Origin of the sequence: Galbibacter mesophilus (assembly GCF_023721415.1) — a bacterium.
Classification (GTDB): domain Bacteria; phylum Bacteroidota; class Bacteroidia; order Flavobacteriales; family Flavobacteriaceae; genus Galbibacter; species Galbibacter mesophilus.
This window is the reverse complement of the sequence record NZ_JAMQVC010000004.1, coordinates 231,794-257,822: the sequence shown is the minus strand read 5'-3', so window position 1 is coordinate 257,822 and position 26,029 is coordinate 231,794. Positions and strand designations below refer to the sequence as shown.

Below are 26,029 nucleotides of genomic sequence, written 5' to 3'. Positions count from 1 at the left end.
ATATTTAATTTACTGAAAATCAGATAATTGATTTTTATTTTTTACAATGACAAGTCAACAAAAAGACACATTATTTATACTTATTAAATCCCTTTCAAAATCGGAAAAACGACAGTTTAAACTATATGTTAACCGTTTGGGGGTAAATGCCGATGCTAAATTCTTGGCACTTTTCAATCTTCTGGATAAGATGAACGATTATAAGGAGTCGGAAATTTTAAAAAGCGGGATTGTTAAAAAACAACAGTTGTCCAATTTAAAGGCGCACCTGTACAAACAAATTTTGGTGAGCCTGCGTTTAAATCCGGTTAATCAGAATATCCGTCTGCAAATTCGGGAACAATTGGACTTTGCTACTATTTTATACCATAAAGGGCTTTACAAACAGAGTTTAAAGATTTTGGATAAGGCAAAATCGTTGGCCATTGAAAACCAAGAAAAGGTAGTGGCTTATGAGATTGTGGAGCTGGAAAAAGTTATTGAAACCCAGTACATTACAAGGAGTATCAGTGGCCGTGCCGACGAATTGGCCATTCAGGCAAAAGAGTTGAGCATGCAAAATGTGCTCACTAGTAAACTGTCTAACTTATCGCTTCAGTTGTACGGGATTATGTTGAAATTCGGTTACGTAAAAAGCGATGAAGAATACCAATGGGTTACGGAATATTACAAGTCTCACCTTCCGAAGTTTAAAGTTTCAGAATTAGACTTTCGGGAGAAACTTTGGTTGTATAAGGCTCAACTGTGGTATAGTTTCTTGGTGCAAGATTTTCTTTCGTGTTATAAGTATTCCCTTCGCTGGGTAGAGCTGTTCTACGAAAACGAACAGATGATTTATTTAAACCCTGTTTTCTTCTTGAAAGGGAACAATTACTTGTTGGAATCTATGTTTTACGTGAAAAACAGAAGCGGATTCCAGGAGACTCTGATGAAGCTGGAAGAAGTTATCAATAGCAATAAATTCCCAAAGAACGACAATCTGGAAGTATTGTCCTTTTTGTATATCTATAGCAATAAATTAAATCTACATTTTTTAGAAGGTACTTTTGAAGACGGCCTATATTTAGAAAAGGAAATACTTACTGGACTTAAAGAATACGGCGATAAAATAGATGAACACCATATTATGGTACTATACTATAAAATTGCGTGTTTGTATTTTGGCGTAGGGGACAACAAGAAGTGCATCACTTATCTCAAAAAAATTATAGACAATAGAAACCTTACCATGCGCGAAGACCTTATGTGTTTTGCAAGGGTATTGAGTCTGGTGGCGCATTACGAAGCGGGAATGGATTATCATTTGGAGGTGCAATTAAAGAGTACGTATAAGTTCTTATTGAAAATGAACGATTTGCACGCCGTACAAAAAGAAATGATAAAATTCTTGCGTAACCTTGGCGAGATATTTCCGCATCAATTAAAGGATGAATTTAGAAAGCTACACAAAACGTTAAAGCAATATGAAAACCATCCGTATGAAAAGCGTGCCTTTTTGTACTTGGATATCATCTCTTGGTTGGAGAGCAACATAGAAAACCGACCCGTTGGCGACATTATTAAAGAAAAGGCCAAAGATTTGGTGCGATAACGATTGGTTTTGGGAGAAAAAAAGTTTCAGTTAAAACATGTTTTAGAGCTAAATCTGGCGGTATTGCTTATAAGTACCTCTGGAGTTTTGGGACGGTATATTAATCTGCCGGCAGAGCAAATAATATTTCTTCGTGCTTTTTTGGCAGTATTCTTATTATACTTTTACTGTCGCTATAAAAAGCTGAGTTTTAAAATTCACGGAAAAAAAGATTTGTGGATTATCTTAGCTTGTGGCGTTTTCTTTGGCATTCATTGGGTAACTTACTTTTTCGCTTTAAAACTTTCCAGTGTGGCTATTGGCATGCTATCCATTTACACCTACCCCGTAATCACTTCCTTTTTGGAACCCTTGGTTTTAAAAACAAAATTTCAAAAAGCCCATCTCGCTTTAGGTGTTTTGGTGCTCACGGGTGTTTATTTTTTAGTTCCTGAAGTAAGCTTTGAGAATCAACATTTTATTGCAGTTCTGTTTGGGGTGACTTCAGCATTTTTTTATGCGCTTCGCAATATTTTAATGAAGCCTAAAGTAGAAAGTTATCATGGTTCCGTATTGATGCTTTATCAATTGGTGATAATTACGTTTATGCTGAGTCCGGTTATGTTCAATGCGAGTTTTACGGCAATAAGCCGCCAGTGGATGCCCATCGTCTTTTTAGCGTTGGTAACCACCAGCATAGGGCACACATTGCTTTTGATGAGTTTCCGTAACTTTAGTGCTACCACGGCCAGTATAATGAGTAGTGTGCAGCCTATTTACGGAATTTTAATGGGGATGCTTTTTTTGGGGGAATTCCCTGCGTGGCATACCATCATTGGGGGCGTATTGATTTTGAGTGCCGTTGTTATTGAAAGCGCAAGACATTTTAAAACCTGAGTTTGGTTATTCTAACTTTGCCAAAACACTTTCAGTAATTAAGAACTTCGTAAAAATAGGGTAGAGAAGGGTGGTTTAAATAGAAATGTCTTAATCTTTCAGATAGGATTGCATTACTATTTAAAAATAAAGGTTTTTATTATGTGAACTCTTTTTTAATTATTAAATTTGCACGAATTTTTGAGTTAACTAATTTCATTAGATAGATAGCATGTCAAACGACATTAAGATTAGAAAAGGCTTAGATATTAAGCTAAAAGGTGAGGCAGAAAAACTGGTTTCTGATGCGCCAAGATCTAAAACCTTCGCTATTAAGCCAACTGATTTTCATGGGGTTACCCCAAAGGTAATCGTTAAGGAAGGTGAATCTGTAAAAGCAGGTGACATCATTTTTTATTCTAAGTACAGCGAAAAGGTGAAGTTTGCTTCGCCAGTGAGCGGTACGTTAAAAGAAGTAAAAAGAGGTGCCAAGCGAAAAATTTTAGAGGTAATCATTGAAGCTGATTCAGCCGACACTTACAAAGAATTTGGTAAAAAAGACGTAGGAGCTATGTCTGCCGAAGAGGTAAAACAACACTTGTTGGAAAGTGGTTGTTGGCCATTCATTAAGCAGCGACCTTACGATATTGTTGCAAATCCTGATGACGCACCGAAAGCCATCTTTATTTCTGCATTAGCAACGGCTCCATTGGCAGCTGATGTTGAATTTTTGCTAGGAAAAAGAAAAGATGAGTTTCAGTTGGGTATCGATGCGATTTCTAAACTTACTTCAGGAAAAACCCATCTTTCAGTAGATAAAAGTTCTGCTTCATTTTTTAATGAAGTAAAGGGAGTTCAGTTACACAAAGTATCTGGACCACATCCTGCTGGAAACGTTGGGGTGCAAATCCATCACATAGATCCGGTTAACTCTGGGGAGCGTGTTTGGGTAATCAATCCTGAAGATGTTGCTATTATCGGTTCTTTGTTCAAAACTGGAAAATTAGACCTTACCCGCACAGTTGCTGTAGGAGGTACAGAGGCTCCAAAAGCGCAATATTTCCGTTTCAAAATTGGTTCTAACGTAAAAGATGTGGTAGGCCAATTACCAGCTAACGTTAGAATTATTAGTGGAGATGTGCTTACTGGAGACAAAGTTGCCAATGCTGGTTACGTAGGGTACTATCATAATACAATCACTTTAATTCCGGAAGGAAACGATTATAGAATGTTTGGTTGGTTGCCTTTTAAAGACAACAACATACCTAGTATGTCCAGAACTTCTTTCTCGTGGTTGTTCCCGAATAAAAGATATAAAGTGAATACCAACTTAAATGGTGAAGAGCGTGCTTTAGTGGTTACTGGGGAAATGGAAAAGGTGATGCCTATGGATATTTACCCAATGCAACTTTTAAAAGAGTGCATGGCTTCAAACATTGAAAAAATGGAAAATTTAGGGATTTACGAAGTAGCTCCTGAAGATTTTGCATTAGTGGATTATGTAAATACATCGAAGTTAGAGGCGCAAGCCATTATAAGAGAAGCTTTGGATGTTATGATAAAAGAAGTTGGTTAATAAAAACGGAGATATGGACGCTTTAAGAAAAAAATTAGATCAACTAAAAAAGCCTTTTAACAAAGGGGAGAAGTGGGAGAAATATGCTCCGGCTATCAATGCATTCGATACTTTTTTATATGTGCCAAATCACACTACTAAAGAAGGAGCTCATATTCGTGATGCAGTAGATTTAAAAAGAACAATGATTACCGTAGTTTTGGCATTGTTGCCAGCTTTATTCTACGGAATATACAATGCAGGTTTTCAATACTATTCTCAACTAGGGGAGGCCTTTACATTTTGGGATGCTTTTGCGCACGGAGCGTGGAAAGTTTTGCCTATGGTGGCGGTTTCTTATGCCGTTGGTCTTGGTATCGAATTTATATTTGCTATTTATAGAGGTCACGAAGTAAATGAAGGTTATTTGGTGACGGGTCTTCTTATCCCAATGATTATGCCAGTGGATATTCCACTTTGGATGGTTGCTGTTTCAGTAGCTTTTGCTGTATTGATTGGTAAAGAAGCCTTCGGTGGAACAGGGATGAATATTCTAAATCCGGCGCTTACGGCTAGGGCTTTTGCATTCTTTGCATATCCTACTTACATGTCGGGTAACAAGGTATGGGTTTCTGAAGCTACCAATGTAGACGCCATTTCTGGAGAGACTATTTTAGGGACGCTTGCTGCTGGTAAAGAGGTAGCCTACAATTCTTGGTCTATGTTCTCTGGATCTATTCCAGGTTCTATTGCAGAGACGTCTACTTTATGGATAGTTGTAGGTGCTGCAATTCTTATACTTACGGGTGTAGGTAGCTGGAGAATTATGGCAGGCGGGCTTGTAGGGGCTGCTTTTATGGGCTTCCTTTTCAACCTTTGGAGTGCTAACGAATTAATGGCATTCCCTTGGCATCAACAATTGATTGTTGGTGGGTTTGCTTTCGGACTTGTTTTTATGGCAACCGATCCTGTGTCTGCAGCACAAACTTTAAAAGGAAAGTGGATTTACGGAATCTTTATTGGAATCTTCAGTATTATGATTCGTGTATTCAACCCTGCATATCCAGAAGGAGTTATGTTGGCCATTTTGCTTATGAATGTGTTTGCTCCTACGATCGACCATTACGTGATTCAATCGAGCATTAAAAGAAGAAAGAAACGTTTATCTACCGCTACGGTAAAATCAGCATAATTATGAACAGAGATAGTAACGCATATACATTTATATTCGCTGCGATTATGGTTGTTGTAGTAGCTTCTGCATTAGCTTTTGCCGCTACTTCCTTGCAGCCTATTCAAGCAAAGAATGTAAGAATTGAAAAAATGCAAAATATTCTTGCTACCATCGGGGTGGAAGCTTCTAAAGAGGAAGCGCAAGCTACGTACGATAAGTATATAAAGGAAGAAATTGCATTAGATAAAAACGGTGAGGTTAAACAAGATGTTAGTGCCTTTGAGGTAGATCTTGCCAAAGAAGTTAAAAAACCAGCGGAAGAACAAAGCTTTCCTTTATACGTCGCTGATGTTGAAGGGAAAAAGTATTACGTAATTCCTTTACGTGGTGCTGGTCTTTGGGATGCTATCTGGGGATACATCGCTTTAAAAGATGATATTAATACGGTAAAAGGTGCCGTTTTTGATCATAAAGGGGAAACTCCCGGACTTGGAGCTGAAATTACACAAGCTTGGTTTCAGCAGCGTTTTGAAGATGAAAAGATTTACGATGATTCAGGAAACTTCGTTGGGGTTTCTGTAGTTAAAGGATATTCCGGAGGTAACAATAAAGATGATAATGCTGTGGATGCAATTTCTGGAGCAACAATTACCGGAGATGGAGTAACAGATATGATTTCAAAAAGATTGGAGTATTATCTACCTTACTTAAAGAATCAGAATGTTAACGTCGCTTTAAAATAAATTATGATGGCTGATACAAAAAACAAAAAAGAAAAATCACCTGTGGTACTTTTTGTTGCTGAAGAAAAAGAGCCACTTTTTTCAAAGAAAAACAGAAAATTATTATCAGATCCATTAAATGATAATAACCCGATTACCGTACAGGTATTAGGTATATGTTCTGCCCTTGCGATTACCGTACAATTAAAACCTTCCATAGTGATGGCAATTGCGGTAATGGTGGTAATGGCGTGTAGTAACGTAATTGTTTCGTTAATTAGAAACTTAATTCCAAACCGTATTCGAATCATCGTTCAATTGGTGGTTGTAGCGGCTTTGGTAATTTTGGTAAACGAGGTGTTAAAGGCGTTTGCATACGACGTTAGTAAAGAGCTTTCGGTTTTCGTTGGACTAATTATTACCAACTGTATTGTAATGGGACGTTTAGAAGCCTTTGCACTGGGTAATGGTGTATGGAAATCGTTCTTGGATGGAATCGGTAACGCGGCTGGATATGGATTGATCCTTATCGTTGTTGCATTTTTCCGTGAATTGCTCGGTTCTGGTAAATTACTAGGTTTTGAGGTTCTTGGTCATAAAGGGGCTACTATGGCAGAGTCTACTGGACTTTACGCTTTAGGGTACGAGAATAACGGACTCATGTTGCTTTCTCCTGCTGCACTTCTTGTGGTTGGGGTTATCATTTGGGTACAACGTTCAAGAAACCGTCAACTAATCGAAAAAAATTAAGCGTACGCTTATCAAAAAATATTAAGAAATGGAATACGTAAACCTTTTTGTAAGAAGTATTTTTATTGAGAACATGATTTTCGCCTATTTCTTAGGGATGTGTTCTTACTTAGCAGTATCCAAAACAGTAAAAACAGCCGTTGGTTTAGGGGCTGCAGTAATATTTGTATTGGCTATTACAGTACCAATTAACTTCTTACTGGATAATTATTTATTAAAACCAGGTGCCTTAACTTGGTTAAGCCCAGAGTACGCTAACATAGACCTTAGTTTCTTAAGCTTTATCATGTTTATTGCGGTAATTGCCTCTATGGTACAGTTGGTGGAAATGATTGTTGAAAAATTTGCACCGGCGCTTTACGGAGCTTTAGGTATATTCTTGCCACTAATCGCTGTAAACTGTGCTATTCTTGGAGGATCTTTGTTTATGCAACAAAAAGACTTCGGTGGCGTATCAGAAGCATTAACGTACGGATTTGGTTCTGGTGTGGGCTGGTTCTTGGCTATTCTTGCCATTGCTGCCATTCGCGAAAAAATTACTTATTCTAACGTTCCCGCTCCATTGCGCGGACTTGGAATCACTTTTATCATAACAGGACTTATGGCTCTTGGGTTCATGAGTTTTATGGGAATTAAATTATAAATCTTATCAGTTAAAAGTATATGGATTATACAGTAATCATAGCAAGTTTAGTAGTATTCTTAGCGCTTATATTTCTATTAGTAGTAATATTATTGGCTGCAAAAGCAAAACTTGTTCCATCGGGTCCTGTTACCTTAAAAATTAATGGTGAAAAAGATGTAGAAGTTTCTTCAGGAGGAACTTTATTGTCCACTTTAGGGAATAATAAAATATTCTTACCATCCGCTTGTGGTGGGGGTGGAACCTGTATTCAGTGTAAATGTATCGTTGAAGAAGGAGGAGGACAAATTCTCCCTACGGAAGAACCACACTTTACACGTAAAGAGATTGCTGAAGGTTGGCGTCTTGGTTGTCAGGTAAAAGTAAAACAAGATATGGTTATCGAAGTACCTGAAGAGGTATTCGGTATTAAAAAGTGGGAAGCAGAGGTAGTGCGTAACTGGAATGTGGCTTCTTTTATCAAGGAGTTTGTAGTACGTATCCCAGAGGATATGGATTACCAAGCTGGTGGATATATTCAAATTGAAATACCACCATGTGAAGTAAAATATGAAGAAATCGATATTACTGCGCACCCAGAAGAGCACGACGATCCTAAGAAATTCCAATTGGAGTGGGATAAGTTCAACTTATGGCCACTAACTATGAAGAATACTGAAACTGTGGAAAGAGCCTATTCTATGGCTTCTTACCCAGCGGAAGGAAGAGATATTATGCTAAACGTTCGTATTGCTACCCCACCATGGGATCGTAACAAAAACGGATGGATGGATGTAAATCCTGGTATAGCTTCGTCTTATATCTTTTCTAAAAAACCTGGCGATAAAGTAGTTATCTCAGGACCTTACGGAGAATTCTTCATTAACCATAGTGAAGCGGAAATGCTATATGTTGGGGGTGGAGCTGGAATGGCGCCAATGCGTTCACACTTGTACCACCTTTTCAAAACCTTAAAGACAGGAAGAAAGGTAACGTATTGGTACGGTGGACGTTCTAAGAGAGAGTTATTCTATTTGGAGCACTTTAGAGAGTTGGAGAGAGATTTCCCTAACTTTAAGTTCTATATCGCTCTTTCTGAACCTTTGGAAGAAGACAACTGGAAAGTCAAAGACGGATTGGATGGTGAAGGAGATGGTTTTGTAGGTTTTGTGCACCAAGTGGTAATTGATAACTATTTAAATCACCATGACGCACCGGAAGACATAGAATTCTATTTCTGTGGACCTCCATTGATGAACAAAGCTGTTGAAAAAATGTGTGACGATTTCGGTGTACCACCAGAAAACGTTCGTTTTGACGACTTCGGAGGGTAATAAGAATCCAAAATTAATATACAAGCCGCTTGATTTTCAAGCGGCTTTTTTTATGGGTTATTTCTGGTAATTGGTGTTTAGAAAACACTGGGCATAAGGTTAGCTCTTCGGAGCTACGCGACGAAATACCTGACGGAACTTTATATTCTCCTGACGGAACTTTATATTCTCCTGACGGAACTTTATATTCTCCTGACGGAACTTTATATTCTCCTGACGGAACTTTATATTCTCCCGACGGAACTTTACATTCTCGCGATTGGATTTTATATTCTCGCGATTGGACTTTACATCCTCCCAACTGAAATTTATACTGCCATAGGATATAAAAAAAGACCGCTGATTATAGCGGCCTTCTTGTTCTTAAATTTCGTATGTTGTTTGCTTATTTGCTTACAGAGATATACAATTCTACATCAGTCCAAGTCTTGTCTTCGTGGAGAACTTTACAGGCTTCATGAATCGCTTGAAATGCCTTGTTTGCGGTGAAGTCTTCAATCATATCGATGCTACCTTTCAGCGTCACTTCACTGTCCGTGGTGTGCGCATCAAAGGTAACGTCTTTTGTTACACCGTTCATTTGTAATTCTACCACTGCTTTTTCGCCATCAAAGCTTTTAAAAGTTCCAGAGATTTTATCAGAAGCAAGATTGTCAAAAAAGAAAGTCTTTAGTTTGGCATCCCTCGCCGGGTCTCCGGAATTAACACTCGCAGTTGCTATTGAAAATCCGGCACCGGTAAGAATATCCGTAATGTTGGATTTGTCTTCATTATAATCGGAAAGGTTGATTTCCGTAAAGGTTCCATTAACGCCAACCTTTTTAGGAGTTTTAAAGGCAGTAAACCGCAGGGAATCGTTAAGTACTAACGCCTCTTTTTTTGCTGAAGTTTCAACTTCTGTAGTAACCTCTGTTTCTACTTCCGAAGCTTCTTTTTTTTCTGATTGTTTACAACTGGCACCGAAAACCAATGTAAGTGCACAGATGAGAAAACCTATTTTTTTCATGTTGATTGTTTTTAAGTTGCCCTAAAGTACTAAGAAGAAAAGCACCTCCAAAATTTAACCCCTAAATTAACGAAGTTTTCACGTATGCTTAGAGACTTAATTTACTGGCGGCGGCTTTATCAACCATACAAGTAACATTGCCTTTGTCCATATTGATTAATTGGGTAGGGTAAAGGTCGCTGTTACGTTCTCCTTGTAGTACTTCGTAAAGGGCATTGGACTTTTTCTCTCCAAACACCAAGAACACAATTTGCTTTGCTTTGTTAATGAGCGGAGCCGTAAGCGTAATTCTGTGCATGCTCTGTGGAGCTAAATAATAAGCGGCTACTTTCTTTTCTTTTTCCTGAAGGATAATTTGTTGGTTCGGGAAAAGCGAAGCGGTATGCCCGTCATCTCCCATACCTAATAAAATAAGGTCGAAACGTTCCCCTTGCTCCAAATGATCCTCCAAAATAGCTTCATATTCCTTGGCATATTCTTCAGGTTCCACATCTTTTTTCCACATAGGGAAAATGTTTTCCTTCGGAATAGGAATATGGTTTAAAAAATCATTAAAGGCGGCACCGGCATTACTCTTTTCATCATCAATTGGCACCCAACGTTCATCACCCCAGAATACAAATACTTTAGTCCAATCGATTTTATTTTTATAATCATCGGAAGCTAACAAACGATAGAGTCCGGCAGGGGAGGAGCCTCCCGTTAATGCTACGGTAAATTTCCCATTTGCTTTGATGGCTTCCTGAGCCTTTTCAATAAAAATAGCAGCCGTTTGTTTGTTTAAATTCTCTGTATTTTCAAAAACTTCAATCATTGTTCTTTCTTTTCGTTATCCTTTTTGATATGCGTTATTTTATTTTTCTTTCGAATCACTAGCCGACTTACCCGTGGTAATGTTTTTCTTATTTACCGCCCAAACATGACCTTGTCGCGCAATTAAAGCTTCTGCCGTTTCAGGACCCCAACTTCCTGCAGGATAATCTGGAAAGTCTAAAGAATCGCGGTTTTCCCAAGCTTCCTGGATGGTAGAGATAACATCCCAAGCCTCTTCAATTTGATCAGATCGCATGAAGAGTGTTGTGTCGCCCACCATGGCATCCAACAGTAAAGTTTCGTAAGCTTCTGGAGTGTGTTTTGAACCGGTATCGTAATCAAAAATCATCTCAGAGGGATTCAAATTCATTTCCAAGCCGGTACGTTTGGTCATAAACCGTAAACGAATATCCATTTGCGGCTGAATGTTGATCGTGAGTCGATTTGGCTTTATACTGTCTACTTGCGTAGCTGGAAAAGAGGCATGTGGAACAGGTTTAAACTGAATAGTGATAGAGGATGTTTTTTCCTGCATACGTTTTCCGGTGCGTAAATAGAAAGGAACATTTTGCCAACGCCAGTTATCCAAATAAAACTTAATAGCGGCAAAAGTTTCGGTATTCGATTTTTCGTCAACGCCGTCTTCCTGTCGGTAACCGGGCACTTTCTCACCTTTAATCCAACCTTCTGCATATTGTCCTCTCACCGCATAGTGGTGAACTTCGTCCGGTTTTATTCTTCGGATAGCTTTTAAGGCATCATATTTTCTACTCCGTATTTCCTCAGCATCAAAAGAAGCTGGTGGTTCCATGGCAACCATACATAAAATTTGAAGCAAATGATTCTGAATCATATCCCTCAACGCCCCTGAACCTTCGTAATATCCGCCGCGATCTTCCACGCCCACCTCTTCAGCAACCGTTATTTGTACCGAATCGATATAATTTCGGTTCCAAAGTGGCTCAAACAGGGTGTTAGCAAATCGAAATGCAAGAATATTCTGAACCGTTTCTTTACCCAGGTAATGGTCTATTCTAAAGATTTGTTCTTCATCAAATGTACTGGTAAGCATTTGGTTAAGTTCTACTGCGGAAGCTTTATCGTAACCAAAAGGCTTTTCAATAATTATTCTATCATTCTTTTTATCGCAAGCCAGTCCCGAATTTTTAATATTAGAGGTGGCAGTTTCAATAAATTTAGGCGAAACCGATAAATAGAAAAGTCTGTTTGCGCGTACGCCCCAAGAATCGTCTGCACCTTCTACCTTGGTAAGGAGTTCTTTATAAGCAGCTTCATCATTTATATTGGAGGTAAAATAGTGAAGCGACTTTTTAAATTTTTCCCATTGTTTTTCTTCTGGCTTTCCACTTCTTGAAAAATCTACCAGTCCTTCATACAGGTTTTCCCTATACTCTTCATCGGTAAGCTCCGTACGTCCGAGACCGTAGATGGCAAAATTTTCCGGCATCCAATTTTCAATAAATAAATTGTAGAATGCAGGGATTAATTTTCGCTTGGCTAAATCGCCTGTGCCTCCAAATATTACAATTACGGTGGGGGTTGCCTTTTTATTTGTCTTCACTCGTATATTTTCTTAAGGTTCGTTTCATTTCAGGGTTATACTTTTGGTTGGAATGTTTTGAATGTTACCATTCGGTATGGAAAATCCCTTCCCTATCGATGCGTTCATACTTGTGAGCACCAAAATAATCCCTTTGAGCTTGAATTAGGTTGGTAGGTAACGTTGCGCTTCTGTATGCATCAAAATACGAAAGAGTAGCACTGTAAACAGACATAGGAATACCTTTATCGATTCCAGTTTTTACCACTTCACGCATTGCTCTTTGTTTTAGGTTTAATCGCTTAGAAAGGTCTTTATCGAGTAACAAATTAGGGAGTTCCTTATTGTTTTTATACGCATTTCTAAAATCCTCCAATACTGCAGCACGGATGATGCAACCACCTCGCCATATTTTGGCCACTTCTTCAAGATTCAATCCGTAATCAAATTCTTTGGAAGCAATAGACAACTGAGCCATACCTTGGGCGTAGATATTTATCATTGCAAAATAAAAGGCGTCTTTAAACAAGGCTACTACATTCTGCTGACGAGAATTATTGGTATCGCCATCCCAAGAGTAAAGGGAGGCCGCTTTAACACGCTCTTCTTTGTATTTGGAAATATCACGCATGGTCACTGCTAAATCAATAGAAGGTACAGGAGCTTGAATTTCCATAGCATTTTGGGAGGTCCATTTTCCAGTCCCTTTGGATTTGGCCGTATCGGATATTAAGCTTACCAGTCGTTTTCCGGTAAGGTCATCTTCCTTTTTAAGAATGGCCGCTGTAATTTCAACTAAATACGATTGTAATTCACTGTTGTTCCAAGATTCGAAAACCTCTTGTAATTCATTATCACTAAAATTGAATCCACGTTTTAGAACATCGTATGTTTCAGCAATAAGTTGCATAATGGCATATTCAATTCCGTTATGCACCATTTTCACATAGTTTCCAGCGGAACTTCTACCAAGATAGGTAACACAAGGTTCACCATCTACTTTAGCGGCTACAGCTTCAAAAATAGGACGCAGTCTTTCATAAGCGTTTTCATTTCCACCTGGCATCATACTAGGACCAAAGCGCGCACCTTTTTCACCTCCGGATATTCCCATTCCGAAGTAATTAATTCCCTTTGCATTTAAATCAGCTACTCTTCTGTTGGTGTCTTCAAAATAAGAATTTCCACCATCTACAACAATATCACCTTCTTCCAAATGTGGCAGCAAAGAATTAATGACACTATCTACTGGTTTTCCAGCAGGAACCAAAAGCATAATGGCCCTTGGTTTTTTTATGAGCTGAATAAACTCTTTCGCATCGGTAGTACCTTTAATTTCGTGTTTTTCGTCTGCTTCGTTTTCAAGGGAAGCTGCTTTTTCTGCATCGAGGTCCAATCCCGCTACTGAAAAATTATGGTCTGCCATGTTCAGCAGTAAATTTCTTCCCATTACGCCAAGGCCTACAATGCCAAAGTCAAAATTTCCCATGTGTATATTGCTTATTTTATATTTTTAAAATTATTCTTTTCAATTTCTTTTACTTTGTTCAAGCGTCTTTCAAAGCGTTCTTCCTGCTGAAATTCTGCTTGTAAAAAAGTTTCGGTAAGTTCCCAGATTAGCGCAGGACCAATTACTCTACCACCTAAACACATTAGGTTCATGTCGTCATGTTCTACACCTTGATGGGCCGAGTAGTTTTCAGTGATAAGCGTAGCCCGAACGCCAGAGAACTTATTGGCTGCTATGGATACACCAACGCCACTTCCACAAATAGCAATTCCTTTATTAATTGAACCTTCGGAAATGGCTTCGGCTAGCGGAATGATAATGTCTGAATAATCATCATTTTTATCATATTCATGAGCTCCAAAATCTTCAACTTGGTAATTATGTTCTAAAAGAAGCGTCTTTAACTCTTCCTTTCTATCAAATCCTGCATGGTCTGCTGTGATGCCTATTTTCACTAATAACTGCTTGAGAAACTGTAGTTCTAAATTGAAAGGCTAAAATTACGTATTTCTACGTGATTATGGCAATTTTATTTAGTTATATAACGATAGTTTAAAGAAATAGTGATTTATGTAAATGAAGAGGTTTGATGAGAGACGTAAAAGAAATCATTAATTGTTTAGTCGGGTGCAAAACTAAAAAACCTTGTAAGCATAAAATGTTTTCATTTAGGTGGCATCGGATAAATTAAAAACATTTTACTTACAAGGTTTATAAAAATCTTTAGTTATGGTCGTGGGGATAGGTGGTGTAGCAAACATTACAAACCTGTGTTTTGCCAACAGTTTGTAAAATAATACCACTTAAGTTTTTTTCAACATAATCCAATATCCATCCTTTTTTATGATCGATGTTGGTAACGTTTATCCCTTCTTTTTTCATGGCTTCGAAGAAATCCCCACCATATTCTTGTCTTCCCCAGCAGTTTGGGCAAAATCCTTCGGGTGCTTTTATTTCTTGATTGTTGGATTTTTTGATTAAGAAATTTTTGATTGTATTAAATATTTGCATGCTTATGTTTGTTTTTGAATTAATTTTTTGAAAACCGATTTTGTAAATCGCACGAACTTTTGGTTAACATCGTCATATCCTATCCACTCGTATGAATGTCCGAATGGACATTTCGGAGCATCTTTGGTGTCGCCGCGTACCAATCGGTACTGAGAAGGGTTTTGATTATATGTTTCGCTATCTATTCTTTCCAGACTCATTTTAATCCGTTATTAATTCTTGTATGCTAAAATCCAATCGAAGTAACGCCCTATTTGGATCGGAACCAAAAATGCTTTGGACGATGACGCCGTTTTTATCGGCCAAAATCCAGTGAGGCGTGCCGCCGGCTTCATATTCTTTAAAAGTAGTCATCGACCCAGCATCCCGAAAAAAAGGAAACCTAGCATACAATTCTTCCATTTTATTAATGATTTCACTATCGGATAGTTCGGTTCCTTCAAAGTTGCTGTGTATCCCCAGTATATTTATTTTATCTCCATGTTCCACTTTCATTTTGTTGGCAAAAGGAACCGCTCTACCTACACAACCGGGGCAACCTAAATTGAAAAATAAAATTAAAAGAGGTTTCCCTAAGAACGTTTCCGGTGTTGGAGTAGTTTCCTTTTTTAGAGCTTCTAAAGAGAACGGCTTTAAGGAACCGAAAGCTTCGTTTGATTCACTCATTTCTGAATATTTTGGGTGAAAACCCACGAATACCAGTGGCATTCGTGGGTTGTTGATAATTAGGCCGTTTTTTCCAAGTAGCTTTCGCTGAATCTTTCATAATGGCATGTATAACCATTTGGGATTCGTTGCAAATAATCTTGATGTTCTGGTTCTGCAGCCCAAAAAGTGGTGTAAGGTTCTAAGGTTGTAGCCACTTTGTTTGGCCACTTATTAGAATCATTCACTATTTTAATTATTTCTTCCGCTTCAGACTTTTCCTCTTCATTCTGATAAAAAATAGCCGAACGGTAGCTCGAACCTCTATCATTTCCTTGTCTATCCACAGTTGTTGGATCGTGCATTCTAAAGAAGTAATCCAGAAGCTCCTTGAAATTGGTTTGGTCTGCGTCATAGGTAATTTCGATACCTTCCGCATGACCAGGATGGTTTCCGTAAGTTGGATGATCGTTTTCACCTCCAATATAACCTACTTCCGTGTCTAAAACACCGGGCCGAACTCTAAAGAGCTCTTCCATTCCCCAAAAACAACCGCCTGCTACATATGCTTTTTTTACATTTTCCATATTTTTCTCCTTTTTTAATGTTGAATAATTTTAGACCAATAATCACTACGTTTTGCCACCGTTCGAACGTATGAACAGTGTGCCGTAGCTGTGTAGCCTTCTTTTTCTATGGTTTGAAAAGTTTTTTCAACCAATTCTTTCCCAATTCCTTGACCTCTCAATGACATTGGTACTTCTGAATGAAGTAAACTTAGATGGTTGCCATTTTTACGATAAGTAATAATTGCTTTTTGATTATTTTCCAGTTGTAATTCAAACTGATTTTCAAATTTATTGTGCAATAACTTTCTATCCATTTCTAATTTCTGTTTTTATTTCTGAAGCCCGCTGAAGAGTTCTGTGTACCGGACACTTAGCAGCAATTTGCCTCAAACGTTCTTTTTGTTTGTCGTCTAAATTCCCTTTAAACTCCAAAGCTTTTGAGAAGACATCAATTTTTTCTCCGTTAATGGTTTCCTTGCTATGGTCTACATACGTGAAAACCTCTTGTAAGTCCCATTCTTTCCGTTCTGCGTAAAGCTTTAAAGTCATAACCGTACAAGCAGCTAATCCGGCAGAAACCAATTCAAAAGGCGTCATTCCAAAATCATCACCACCAACACTTTTAGGTTCATCTGCAATGATACCGTGGTTTTTGGTATTGATGCTCGTGGTAAAGTTATTTTCTTCCAAATTTAGATGTGCCACCAACTGATGGCTATCAGGATTTGGAGTTTCAAATGCCGACAAATCAATATACCTTCCCGCCCATGAAGAAATTACTTCGCCAGCATACATACTGTCTTCTTTTTTGGTTAAAAGATGGTCTGCTTTATCCAGCGAAATAAAACTTTTTGGATGCATTGCACTATGATAGATGTCATGTGCATTGTTAATTCCCACAATTTCATCAAAAGGAGCGTGCATTACTAAAATTGGCTTTCGTAGTGATTTTATGGTTTCAGAAAGTTTATGCCGTTTAAAACCTTCTACAAATTCGCCACTTATGGTAAAAGATCTCCCGCCAATAACCACCTCTGCTTTTTCGCCAACTTTTAAATCTTCCACTTGCCCCGCAAAATGACGGGCGGTGTGTTGAATATCTGCTGGAGATCCAATAGTTACCACACCTTTTATATTATCTAGTTTAGAGGCTGCAACGATAGCTGCAGAGCCACCTAGCGAATGTCCAATAATGAGCTGCGGTGCTTTGAAATGTGTGGTTATATATTCGTTTACATCTATTAGATCTTCCACATTAGCCTCGAAATGACTGTTTGCAAAATCTCCTTCGCTTTTTCCAAGTCCCGTAAAATCGAAACGTACCACGGCAATACCTTTATTGTTCAGGGCCCTGCTAATATTTCTTACAGCCGTTAGCTGGCTCGTACACGTAAAACAATGGGCAAAAAGCGCAAATTGTTTCGGTTTTTGATGGTTTGGAAAATCGATGGAGGTAGCCAATTGCTGCCCATTTCGATTGCTAATTTGCAGTTTTTCAATATTCATTTTATCTCTTTTTTAAAAATTCTATGGCCGCCTCTGTATTTAAGTGAAAATCAGCAAAAACAATATTATCGTGTTTGTCTATAAATATAAACCAAGGTGTGCCTCCCGTTTGAAAATCGGTCATAGTTGAACTTCTGCTCTCACCGTTTTGGGAACCATCGTCATGGCCAAACGGGATGGCCAATCCATATTCTTTCTGTGTTTCTACAATTTTATAAAAAGTGTTCTTAGAAGCACCTTCAAAAACAGTCTGTATAGCTAAAAATACCACATTGTCATTTCCCTCCAAAGCCTCTACCATTTTCTTTAAAGATGGGAGTCCAACACTGTGACAGCCTGGACACCAATGTTGAAAACCATAAATAACTTTAAACCTACCTTTATAGTCGGCTAGTTTAATAGGGGTGTCCAATTTATTACCTTGTGCATCAATCCACTGTGTAACTCTTAATTCTGGCGCTCTCAATATCGTTTGTTCTTGTGCCATCCTATTTTCCTTTCTTTAAACGCATTTCTATTGAATAGAAGTGCTTGTAATTGTTAATAAATCCGTTCTTTTTATTGTAGTACAAAAATACACAGGACATTGCCCTTAACGGTAGGTCGGATTTCCTAAGGACTTAACAATAATTCCCGTCTTAAAAAGGGATTGTAAAAAGTACGTATCTATAGTATTTTTGGCTACTTAGTATGGATATGTTGGTGTTGTTTCTTTCTTATTTTTATGGTGTGATAGCTATAATTTATAAGTATACCCATGGCAACAAATGTACTGGCAACTCCCGCAAATAAAATCCATTCGCTCCATTCACTTGCCTCATAAATAGCACCCCAAATACCAGATAAAACGAACAATGCTGCTGCCGAATAGAGGAGGGTTGCGGCCCTTGTTAATCGGGTGAGCTGCAATATTTTTAAATCAGCGATATGGTGCTGAAAATCGTTTTTACATTCTTTTAGAAGTTGTCCTATTTCTGCGCTCAAACTCATCATTTGGGACGTTGTGGAAAGTACGAACATCCCAATTCCAGGAACAATTGTTATGGGAATATACCAGTCCATATTATCCTATATAAGGAGTTTCCCCTTGCGCCAATTTAAGGCGTGTCCAAAGATTCATATTGATGACTACCGCAGCTATTTCCGCTATTTCTCTTTCTGAAAAATGGTTAGCGACGTCTTTATGAATTTCATCAAAATTGGGATGAGTTCCAACGGTTACGGCATCTGTATAACGGAGCGCACTTAATTCCTTTTCAGTAAATAAATCGCTGTTCCAATAGGATGAAATATTATCCACTTTTGCTTCGTTAATTCCTATTTCCCGGGATGTTTTTGAATGTAAAATGATACAATAAGCACATTCATTTTTTTGAGCAACACGAAGTCTTAACAACTGAGCTAGTTTTTTATCCAAACTTAAATCGGCTGTATATCCATAGGCGCCAGCCATTTGCTTTGCTAAACCAAAAAAATCCGAGATTTCTGTTTCCGGATTGAACCTTGTGTTTTTAAATTTAATATCAGACATAATTTTTGTTTTTTTAGTAGCGAAGCAATAGCTCCGCTACTATTTTAATACTTACTTATAACTCTTTCGAGATAGGAAAATCTATTTCAAATCCTGCCAAGTTGTGAATGTAGTTGCTAATAATTTTATCACCCACTAAAACGATTACATCGATTAAATTAGCTTCAGAATAACCGGCATTAAAAAATGCTTCTTTTACTTCGGCAGAAACTTGTGCTCTGTTTTTTACCACTTCTGCTGTAAATTTTGCCAATGCGTCTAGCTTAGCATCAAAAGAGGCAGAACCTTTTCTTATTTCAAGAATTTCATCTTCACTAAAACCGTTCATCTTTCCAATCGCCGTATGGGCAGATTGGCAATATCTACAACCGTTAATTTGACTGGTTACTAAATTTACGACTTCTTTTTCTTTTGCTCTAAGGGTGGATTTTCGATTGTTTAAAGCCAAATAATCTGCCAGAGCTGTATCGTTTTTAGCGTAATACGCATACAGGTTAGGAATAAAACCAACTTGTTTTTCGACTTGGTTTAAAATCCCTTGATTTTTTTCGGATACTTCTTCTTTCTTCGGTACGCTAAATGCTGTTGTTGTCATATTGATTCTTTTTTATGTTTATGAATTAATTACAATGCAAATATGGGGCGGTTAAGTAGGGTAGCGGTAGGGCAAAACTCCTTTAGAGTTGGCAATTTTTCCCGTTTATTATTATTTAAACCGTATTTCTAAAATCACTTGGTGATTTTCCGGTTTGTTTCTTAAAAAACCTGCTAAAAGTCTGTATATCTGGAAAACCAATTTCGTAGCCGATTTCAGAAATATCTTTATCGGTGTAATACAGCAATCGTTTTGCTTCCAACGTGATTCGTTCCTGTATAAATTGCAAGGGTGTTTTTTCGCCTAGCTTTTTAAATGTATTTGAAATTGTTTTGGGCGATTTAAACAATAATTCGGCATAGGCAACTACCGTATGTTTGGTCCTAAAATGTTTTTCCACAAGGAAATTAAATTCTCTTACCAAGTTGTGCTGCTCAATGCTTAATTCTTCATCAGCATTTTGTTGCCTGTACATTCTTGTACATAAAATTAAGATACGTTTCAGCATCATTTGAAGCATTTCCTGCTGAAGTTCGTCGTTCATTTCAAACTCTAAGGAAGCCATGTGCCATGCCGTTTGCAATATATCCAAATGGGTTTCTTTGGCGTGGAGTTTCGGCATTTTAGCCGCACCGTAATATAAAATTCCTTTACAGCCCACCTCGCTGTCATGATCTAAGACACAGTAAAATTGGCGATTAAAGCGCAATAGATTCACCGTATTTACATGTAGATGGTTGATTTTATGAAACTGGGTAAGGCAAACTATCTCATTTTTATTGAACACATAATGCTCCCTGTCAATAGTTACTCTGTTGTCATCGGAAGTGAACCAAAAAAGTTTCAGGACATCTTTTTGAGTTTCTTCTAAAAGATGACAATTTGTGTGATCTACTTTTTGGATTTCAAAATATTCGTTTTGGACTCCTATGTATTTCATGTTAACCCTCTGTTGGAATTTAAATTTGCCATATTCACTTTAAAGAATAAACCATAGGATATTTAGTAAGTCAATTCTTCAAAAAAAGTTTCTTTTGAAGTATATACTAAATATGTCTCCACAGGATTTAATTCCTTACGTATGCTTTCCTGTTACTCGTTAGAGCATCAGTAATAACCGACATTGGGTTGTAATAAATTGATTTTGAAGGGGTATACTGCGGTATAAAATTGTCTTTTGTGAAATACCGCAATCTCATATAGAATATTACATCATAATATGTGACCTATACGCACGGTAAATATAGTAAAATACTTACATAATTATAAAAATAATTGAAAAATTTTAAACAAAATAGTCTGCTTAACTGAAACAGTGTCATTTTTTAATAGAACATTGGTTTTCGATCATGAGTGCTTTCTTTTGTTAAGAAAACTTATCGTAATAACGGTTATGTATCCATCCGTTTCCTTTATCATCATCTAAAGTTAACATTAAGGTTCCGCAGTTAAAATTTTTATTCTCCACTTTTACTGTTTGCTACAACGAACTAAAAGTTATGGATCAAGATTACTATATATCCCTTGTTATTCCTGTTTATAATGAAGAAGAAAATGTTACTCCTTTGGTAAAACAGATTGATGAGGCACTTGTTGGATTTTCTTATCAGATTATACTTATTGATGATTTTTCGACGGATAACACAAGGGCGACTATTAAAGGTATTCAGCATTCCAATTTGTTTTTGATTGAACTGAAAAAGAATTATGGACAAAGCCTGGCGCTTGCCGCTGGAATAGAATTTGCTACCGGAAAATTTATAGTTACAATGGATGGCGACATGCAGAATGACCCTGCTGATATTCTTTCGATGATTGAAATAGCAGAAAGTGAAGATTGGGATGTGGTTACTGGTTTTCGGGAAAAACGAAAAGATCATTTCATAAAAACAATCCCTTCTAAAATTGCCAATTTCATTATCCGTAAATCCACTAAGTTAAACTTAAAGGATCAGGGTTGTGCACTAAAAGTATTTACCAGGGAAACCGCTAAAGAGTTAAAGTTGTATGGAGAAATGCATCGGTTTATTAATTTACTGGCGTACTTAAATGGTGCTAGAATTAAAGAGGTGAGCGTAAATCATTATCCGAGAAAATTCGGAAAATCGAAGTACGGACTGGAACGCATATTTAAAGTAATTAATGATTTGCTTCTTATCATTTTTAAAAGAAAACATTTGCAGAAACCTATGTACTTTTTTGGTAATATTGGTCTTGTGTTTTTCATTTTAGGCTTTCTTACAACAGGTTTTTTATTCATTCAAAAAATCAGCGGCAATGAAATTGGCAACCGACCGCTGCTCACCATGGGAGTGTTGTTTATAATTGTTGGAATTCAATTTGTTACTATAGGGGTTTTGGCAGATTTGTTAATGAGGACATACTACGAGTCTCAAAAAGAAAAGCCATACAAAATAAGGAAAGTGTACAGGACCGCTAATAAACTAAATGAAAAGCACCGTGAAAGCCTTCAAGTCTTATATTAAAATAGGTGTTAGCCTAGTTTTGATTATCTTCGTTTTTACCAAAATAGATTTAAAAGATATTTGGCAGACTTTGCGTTCTACTGAAATTTCTTTTCTTCTCTTGGCTGTTGCTAGTTTTATATTTTCACAAATTATATCTTCATATAGACTGAATTATATTTTGCATCAGGAAAGTATGTTGTTGTCTCAGCGGAGTAATTTAAAGCTGTATTTCTTAGGGATGTTCTATAACTTTTTTATTCCAGGAGGTATAGGTGGAGATGCTTATAAAGTTTACTTGTTAAATAAAACCTTTCATTGGCCCCGTAAGAAAGTTTTAAAAGCAGTTTTTGTAGATCGGTACATGGGGCTAATAGCCATTGGCTTCATCTTATTAGCTCTATTAACTAAACTGCCGTGGGAGTTTTTTAAAACATCCTTATTCCAAGGTATATTGCTACTAGCAGCAGTTGTAGGAATAGTTGTATTATATAAGCTAACAAAATACCTGTTTCACTTATCTTTAAAAGCGTACTATTTAGCTCTGCTTTTTTCTTTAATTGTACAATTATTTCAGCTGCTTTCAGTAGTCTTTATAATGAAAAGTATGAGTGTTGAAACTTTGCTTTTTCCTGTTTATCTTTTTGTTTTTCTTATTTCGTCGGTATTGTCGCTGTTGTCGTTCGCTGGAATTGGAATAAGGGAATATATTTTTCTACAGGCGTCCGTATATCTTCAACTAGAAAAAAATATAGCTATTTCTATTGGTGCCATTTTTTCAATAATAACAGCAGCTATTTCTTTAATTGGAATCTACAATCATTTTAAAAACCCCAAACTTGTTTTATTACATGAGCAACCTTAAAACACTTTTCTCTAACAAGCAAATATATCTACTACTTTACATCCTTTTGGCGATGGTTTATGTAAGTGGAACTTTTATTCCGTTGATGGAAAATGATGCTGCGCAACATGCTTTCATGGCAATGCGGATGTATTTAAAAAATGATTATGTAAGTTTAATGAGGGGATACGATGCTTATTTAGATAAGCCACATATGCATTTTTGGTTAGCTGCATTTTCATACACCATTTTTGGCTTAAACCAGTGGGCATATAGAATTCCGGCTCTATTGTTTACGGCGATAGGTGCTTTTTCTTGCTTTAAGCTAACCAAAAGTTTGTACCATAAAGATTTTGCGCATTTCGGATCCTTAATTTTTCTATCGTCTCAAGCCATCATTTTAGCAAATCATGATGTACGTACGGATGCAGTACTTACTGGAGCCGTTATTTTTGCTATCTGGCAACTATATGAGTTTGTTAGAAACGAAAAAATGCTGTCCCTGCTACTGGGTTCTGTGGCCGCTGGGATCACTTTTTCGACAAAAGGTTGGTTTGGAGTAGGTGTTATCGGGATAGCCTTGCTATGTCATATAGCCTATACAAAACGGTGGAGGATTCTCTACAACCCCAAAATTCTTCTTGGGATTGTAATCTTTGCACTAACCATTAGTCCGACACTTTACGCCTATTATCTTCAATATGATATGCATCCGGAAGTTATGGTGAAAGGGCGTTCTAACATTGAAGGAGTAAAGTTTATCCTGTGGGATCAAAATTTCGATCGTTTTTCATCCACGGGTTTTCAAAAGCAAAACCCTGATTATTTCTTCTTTTTTCACACCCTTCTTTGGGTGTTTTTGCCGTGGTCAATTATAGCATATAGCGGTATTTTCAACGGCATAAAAAATCTTGTTCGGGAAAAATTTAGGTATAACGGAAATATGGAGGTTCTAACCTTGGGCGGGTTTTTAGTAACACTCATTCTTATTAGTTTTTCACAATTTAAACTACCACATTATTTAAATCCTATTCTACCCATTTTATCGGTCTTAACCGCTGGGTATTTGTACAAACTTACGTTAGGGAAGAACGACAAAACGTTGCGAATCTTTCTTTACATTCAATACGGTGTCTGTGTTATCGGGTTGTTAGCGGTAGTTGGTTTGTTTGGTTTTACTTTCGGTTCGCCCAAAGTACTAACAATAATAGTTTGCTCGGCCTTTTTTCTTTTACTACTTTATTTTGTTTTTAGAGGGAGTTTTTCTTCCGTAGCCAAAAAAATATTAGTTGTTTCTGTAACTTTTATGGTTTTTCTGAACTTTTCATTGAATACCTATTATTATCCCCACTTATTGAAATATCAAAGTGGCGGACAAATAGCCGTTGCCGTTAATGAAGGTGAAATTGATAAAGAAAAGATTTATATTTTAGATAAGGAATACCGATGGTCTTTGGATTTTTATACGAAACACATTATTCCCAGTATGACCATTGAAGAAACAACCCACATAAAAGATGAAGTTTTTGTAGTAACTACAAAAAAAGAAAAAGTAGATACGCTAAGGACTTTAAAAAATATTACTGTTGAAGAAAAAATGGTAGTTCCCCGATTCAGAATTACAAAAGTATCTGCAAAATTTTTAAATCCATCCCGTAGAGCTTCCCAATTGGATACGGCTTATGTGCTTAAATTGAAGCCGAAAAGAATTAATTGAAGTAAATAATAAGGTGTAAATAAAAAAATCCAGTAATAGAAGTTACTGGATTTTTTAGTCGGGGTGGCAGGATTCGAACCTGCGACCTCCGCGTCCCAAACGCGGCGCGATAACCGGGCTACGCTACACCCCGAAGGTGTTGTTTCTCGTAGTGTAGTTTATCTCGAGCTTGTCGAGAGGCTACACCTAGAATTGTCTTTTGAGTAAAGTTCAATTCTCTTTTGAAATAAGACTAACGTCCTTCCCAAATCGGGCACAAAATTATTAATCTTTTTTAGAATATAAAGACATTCTGAAGGTTTTTTTTGAAAAAATATGTGTTAACGAATATTTATGATTGAAAACCAGTCACTTACTATTAATTCTGCTATATTTAATTAATTGCTGCTTGCATTGGAGAATAAGTTGAAGGATTTATCTACAATCTTTCTAAAATGATGACGTTACTTCATTGTAAAAAGTATAGCTTTACGCAGCAAGTCCTAAATTAAACTAGAATTTAAAACTTAGAAAAAATGAAAAATATTTGGTTATTATTAGTGGTGCTCATTCAGGCATCATGCTCTGAAGAAGATACTACCATAGAGACTCCAGAAATAATTGGTTATGAGCTTGAGACTGTTGTGGAGGGTATAAATGTGCCGTGGGGAATGGCTTTTTTGCCCAACGGAGATATGCTGGTTACAGAAAAGGAAGGTGAGCTTTATTTGGTTTCTAGTGGAGAAAAAACAGAAGTGAGCCACAATTTTTCAGTAGTTGAGCAAGGACAAGGAGGGTTGTTGGACGTTGCACTGCACCCAAATTACGAAAATAATGGTTGGATTTACTTTACCTACGCTTCCGATGAAGGCGATGGAGACGGGGCAAATACAGCGTTGGCGAGGGCAAAATTAAGTGGAACGAGCTTAACAGAAACTTCTGTTCTTTATAAAGCTACTCCAAATTCAGGTAGAGGGCAACATTTTGGTTCCCGTATTGCATTCGACAATGATGGCTATGTATATTTTTCCATTGGTGACCGTGGACAAAGGGATTTGAATCCGCAAGACATCACTAAAGATGGTGGTAAAATATACCGATTGAAAGATGATGGTTCCATTCCGCAGGATAATCCTTTTGTAGGAGAACCAAACGTCAAAGAGGCAATTTATGCCTATGGAAATAGAAACCCGCAAGGTATGGTGAAGCATTACCAAACTGGTGAAATTTGGACGCACGAACACGGACCTCAGGGAGGTGATGAAATAAATATTATTAAAAAGGGAGCTAATTATGGCTGGCCAGTAATTAGTTACGGAAAGAATTATGATGGTTCTTCCTTTACGGATATCACTGAAAAGGAAGGGATGGAACAACCACTTTATTATTGGGTGCCTTCTATCGCCCCCAGTGGAATGGATTTTGTAACATCAGACATGTATCCTGACTGGAAAGGAAGTTTATTGGTTGGTTCTTTAAAATTCAGTTACTTGGAACGTTTAGTAATTGAAAATAATGAAGTAACCAAAAGGGAAAAGTTATTTGAAGACACCGGGCGCGTTCGAAATGTAAAGCAAGCGCCTGATGGCTACCTATATCTTGCTGTTGAAGGCAAAGGAATTATGAAAATAATGCCAAAAACTGCAGAGGACGAGGATTAATCCTATTTCTTTA

The 26,029-nt window shown here is 37.3% G+C and carries 28 protein-coding genes and 1 tRNA gene; 12 read left to right on the top strand and 17 right to left on the bottom strand.

From position 1 onward, the window contains the following. Nucleotides 1-46: 46 nt before the first annotated feature. The 8 genes from NDQ75_RS14490 to nqrF all read left to right on the top strand — a co-directional run bounded on the left by NDQ75_RS14490 (nucleotide 47) and on the right by nqrF (nucleotide 8,603). Nucleotides 47-1,591: a hypothetical protein gene (locus NDQ75_RS14490; RefSeq protein WP_202029308.1), complete on the top strand. Its 1,545-nt coding sequence runs from the start codon at nucleotides 47-49 to the stop codon at nucleotides 1,589-1,591. Nucleotides 1,592-1,600: 9 nt separating this feature from the next. Further along, nucleotides 1,601-2,467, top strand: coding sequence for a DMT family transporter (locus tag NDQ75_RS14485; RefSeq protein WP_202029307.1), 867 nt, complete (start codon nucleotides 1,601-1,603; stop codon nucleotides 2,465-2,467). Nucleotides 2,468-2,678: 211 nt separating this feature from the next. Then, nucleotides 2,679-4,022: a Na(+)-translocating NADH-quinone reductase subunit A gene (locus tag NDQ75_RS14480; RefSeq protein ID WP_202029306.1), complete on the top strand. Its 1,344-nt coding sequence runs from the start codon at nucleotides 2,679-2,681 to the stop codon at nucleotides 4,020-4,022. Between the two features lie 13 nt (nucleotides 4,023-4,035). Beyond that, nucleotides 4,036-5,193: an NADH:ubiquinone reductase (Na(+)-transporting) subunit B gene (locus tag NDQ75_RS14475; RefSeq protein WP_202029305.1), complete on the top strand. Its 1,158-nt coding sequence runs from the start codon at nucleotides 4,036-4,038 to the stop codon at nucleotides 5,191-5,193. A gap of 2 nt (nucleotides 5,194-5,195) precedes the next feature. Then, nucleotides 5,196-5,918: a Na(+)-translocating NADH-quinone reductase subunit C gene (locus NDQ75_RS14470; protein ID WP_202029304.1), complete on the top strand. Its 723-nt coding sequence runs from the start codon at nucleotides 5,196-5,198 to the stop codon at nucleotides 5,916-5,918. A gap of 6 nt (nucleotides 5,919-5,924) precedes the next feature. Then, entirely contained in the window at nucleotides 5,925-6,647 is a 723-nt protein-coding gene (locus NDQ75_RS14465) for an NADH:ubiquinone reductase (Na(+)-transporting) subunit D (protein ID WP_202029303.1), read from the top strand. 28 nt (nucleotides 6,648-6,675) lie between these two features. Next, on the top strand, nucleotides 6,676-7,290 hold the full coding sequence (gene nqrE / locus NDQ75_RS14460; RefSeq protein WP_202029302.1) for an NADH:ubiquinone reductase (Na(+)-transporting) subunit E: 615 nt from the start codon (nucleotides 6,676-6,678) through the stop codon (nucleotides 7,288-7,290). A 20-nt stretch (nucleotides 7,291-7,310) separates the two neighbouring features. Next, nucleotides 7,311-8,603: an NADH:ubiquinone reductase (Na(+)-transporting) subunit F gene (gene nqrF / locus NDQ75_RS14455; protein ID WP_202029301.1), complete on the top strand. Its 1,293-nt coding sequence runs from the start codon at nucleotides 7,311-7,313 to the stop codon at nucleotides 8,601-8,603. A gap of 385 nt (nucleotides 8,604-8,988) precedes the next feature. Here the strand turns inward: nqrF and NDQ75_RS14450 are convergent, their stop codons facing one another. From NDQ75_RS14450 to NDQ75_RS14375, 16 genes are all read right to left on the bottom strand, one after another. Beyond that, complete coding sequence (locus NDQ75_RS14450; RefSeq protein ID WP_202029300.1) at nucleotides 8,989-9,609, bottom strand: YceI family protein; 621 nt, start codon at nucleotides 9,607-9,609, stop codon at nucleotides 8,989-8,991. 88 nt (nucleotides 9,610-9,697) lie between these two features. Beyond that, entirely contained in the window at nucleotides 9,698-10,423 is a 726-nt protein-coding gene (gene pgl / locus NDQ75_RS14445) for a 6-phosphogluconolactonase (protein WP_202029299.1), read from the bottom strand. A 39-nt stretch (nucleotides 10,424-10,462) separates the two neighbouring features. Further along, nucleotides 10,463-12,004 carry a glucose-6-phosphate dehydrogenase gene (gene zwf, locus NDQ75_RS14440; RefSeq protein WP_202029298.1) on the bottom strand — a complete coding sequence of 514 codons (1,542 nt, stop codon included), beginning with the start codon at nucleotides 12,002-12,004 and terminating at the stop codon, nucleotides 10,463-10,465. Between the two features lie 64 nt (nucleotides 12,005-12,068). After that, nucleotides 12,069-13,472, bottom strand: a complete 1,404-nt coding sequence (gene gndA, locus NDQ75_RS14435; RefSeq protein ID WP_202029297.1) for an NADP-dependent phosphogluconate dehydrogenase — start codon at nucleotides 13,470-13,472, stop codon at nucleotides 12,069-12,071. Nucleotides 13,473-13,483: 11 nt separating this feature from the next. After that, complete coding sequence (locus NDQ75_RS14430; protein WP_202029296.1) at nucleotides 13,484-13,948, bottom strand: RpiB/LacA/LacB family sugar-phosphate isomerase; 465 nt, start codon at nucleotides 13,946-13,948, stop codon at nucleotides 13,484-13,486. Nucleotides 13,949-14,216: 268 nt separating this feature from the next. After that, a complete protein-coding gene (locus NDQ75_RS14425) occupies nucleotides 14,217-14,504 on the bottom strand; it encodes a hypothetical protein (protein ID WP_202029295.1) in 288 nt (95 codons plus the stop codon). Between the two features lie 2 nt (nucleotides 14,505-14,506). Then, the gene (locus NDQ75_RS14420) at nucleotides 14,507-14,704 is read right to left on the bottom strand and encodes a hypothetical protein (RefSeq protein WP_202029294.1); all 198 of its coding nucleotides are present in this window, start codon (nucleotides 14,702-14,704) and stop codon (nucleotides 14,507-14,509) included. Nucleotide 14,705: 1 nt separating this feature from the next. Next, nucleotides 14,706-15,170, bottom strand: a complete 465-nt coding sequence (locus NDQ75_RS14415) for a TlpA family protein disulfide reductase (protein WP_202029293.1) — start codon at nucleotides 15,168-15,170, stop codon at nucleotides 14,706-14,708. 59 nt (nucleotides 15,171-15,229) lie between these two features. Beyond that, nucleotides 15,230-15,736 (bottom strand): peptide-methionine (S)-S-oxide reductase MsrA, encoded by a 507-nt coding sequence (gene msrA / locus NDQ75_RS14410; protein WP_202029292.1) that lies wholly within the window; start codon nucleotides 15,734-15,736, stop codon nucleotides 15,230-15,232. Nucleotides 15,737-15,750: 14 nt separating this feature from the next. Continuing rightward, complete coding sequence (locus NDQ75_RS14405; protein WP_202029291.1) at nucleotides 15,751-16,032, bottom strand: GNAT family N-acetyltransferase; 282 nt, start codon at nucleotides 16,030-16,032, stop codon at nucleotides 15,751-15,753. Beyond that, nucleotides 16,025-17,224, bottom strand: coding sequence for a bifunctional alpha/beta hydrolase/OsmC family protein (locus tag NDQ75_RS14400; RefSeq protein ID WP_202029290.1), 1,200 nt, complete (start codon nucleotides 17,222-17,224; stop codon nucleotides 16,025-16,027). The genes NDQ75_RS14405 and NDQ75_RS14400 overlap by 8 nt, the downstream gene beginning before the upstream one ends. Nucleotide 17,225: 1 nt before the next feature. Next, nucleotides 17,226-17,711, bottom strand: coding sequence for a peroxiredoxin family protein (locus NDQ75_RS14395; RefSeq protein ID WP_202029289.1), 486 nt, complete (start codon nucleotides 17,709-17,711; stop codon nucleotides 17,226-17,228). A gap of 194 nt (nucleotides 17,712-17,905) precedes the next feature. After that, entirely contained in the window at nucleotides 17,906-18,286 is a 381-nt protein-coding gene (locus NDQ75_RS14390; protein WP_202029288.1) for a hypothetical protein, read from the bottom strand. Between the two features lies 1 nt (nucleotide 18,287). After that, a complete protein-coding gene (locus NDQ75_RS14385) occupies nucleotides 18,288-18,755 on the bottom strand; it encodes a carboxymuconolactone decarboxylase family protein (RefSeq protein ID WP_202029287.1) in 468 nt (155 codons plus the stop codon). 55 nt (nucleotides 18,756-18,810) lie between these two features. Further along, nucleotides 18,811-19,350 (bottom strand): carboxymuconolactone decarboxylase family protein, encoded by a 540-nt coding sequence (locus tag NDQ75_RS14380; RefSeq protein WP_202029286.1) that lies wholly within the window; start codon nucleotides 19,348-19,350, stop codon nucleotides 18,811-18,813. Nucleotides 19,351-19,465: 115 nt separating this feature from the next. After that, nucleotides 19,466-20,290 carry a helix-turn-helix domain-containing protein gene (locus NDQ75_RS14375; RefSeq protein WP_202029285.1) on the bottom strand — a complete coding sequence of 275 codons (825 nt, stop codon included), beginning with the start codon at nucleotides 20,288-20,290 and terminating at the stop codon, nucleotides 19,466-19,468. 559 nt (nucleotides 20,291-20,849) lie between these two features. Between NDQ75_RS14375 and NDQ75_RS14370 the strand changes: the two genes are divergently transcribed. From NDQ75_RS14370 to NDQ75_RS14360, 3 genes are read left to right on the top strand one after another with little or no spacing between them, the layout of a single operon-like run. Continuing rightward, entirely contained in the window at nucleotides 20,850-21,836 is a 987-nt protein-coding gene (locus tag NDQ75_RS14370; RefSeq protein ID WP_202029284.1) for a glycosyltransferase family 2 protein, read from the top strand. Beyond that, nucleotides 21,799-22,680, top strand: coding sequence for a lysylphosphatidylglycerol synthase transmembrane domain-containing protein (locus tag NDQ75_RS14365; RefSeq protein ID WP_202029283.1), 882 nt, complete (start codon nucleotides 21,799-21,801; stop codon nucleotides 22,678-22,680). The genes NDQ75_RS14370 and NDQ75_RS14365 overlap by 38 nt, the downstream gene beginning before the upstream one ends. Further along, complete coding sequence (locus tag NDQ75_RS14360) at nucleotides 22,667-24,376, top strand: ArnT family glycosyltransferase (RefSeq protein ID WP_202029282.1); 1,710 nt, start codon at nucleotides 22,667-22,669, stop codon at nucleotides 24,374-24,376. The genes NDQ75_RS14365 and NDQ75_RS14360 overlap by 14 nt, the downstream gene beginning before the upstream one ends. A gap of 58 nt (nucleotides 24,377-24,434) precedes the next feature. On the opposite strand, the gene NDQ75_RS14355 is transcribed toward NDQ75_RS14360, so the two are convergent. Continuing rightward, a tRNA-Pro gene (locus NDQ75_RS14355) sits at nucleotides 24,435-24,509 on the bottom strand. A 382-nt stretch (nucleotides 24,510-24,891) separates the two neighbouring features. Between NDQ75_RS14355 and NDQ75_RS14350 the strand changes: the two genes are divergently transcribed. Then, entirely contained in the window at nucleotides 24,892-26,016 is a 1,125-nt protein-coding gene (locus NDQ75_RS14350) for a PQQ-dependent sugar dehydrogenase (protein WP_202029281.1), read from the top strand. Nucleotides 26,017-26,029: the final 13 nt, after the last annotated feature.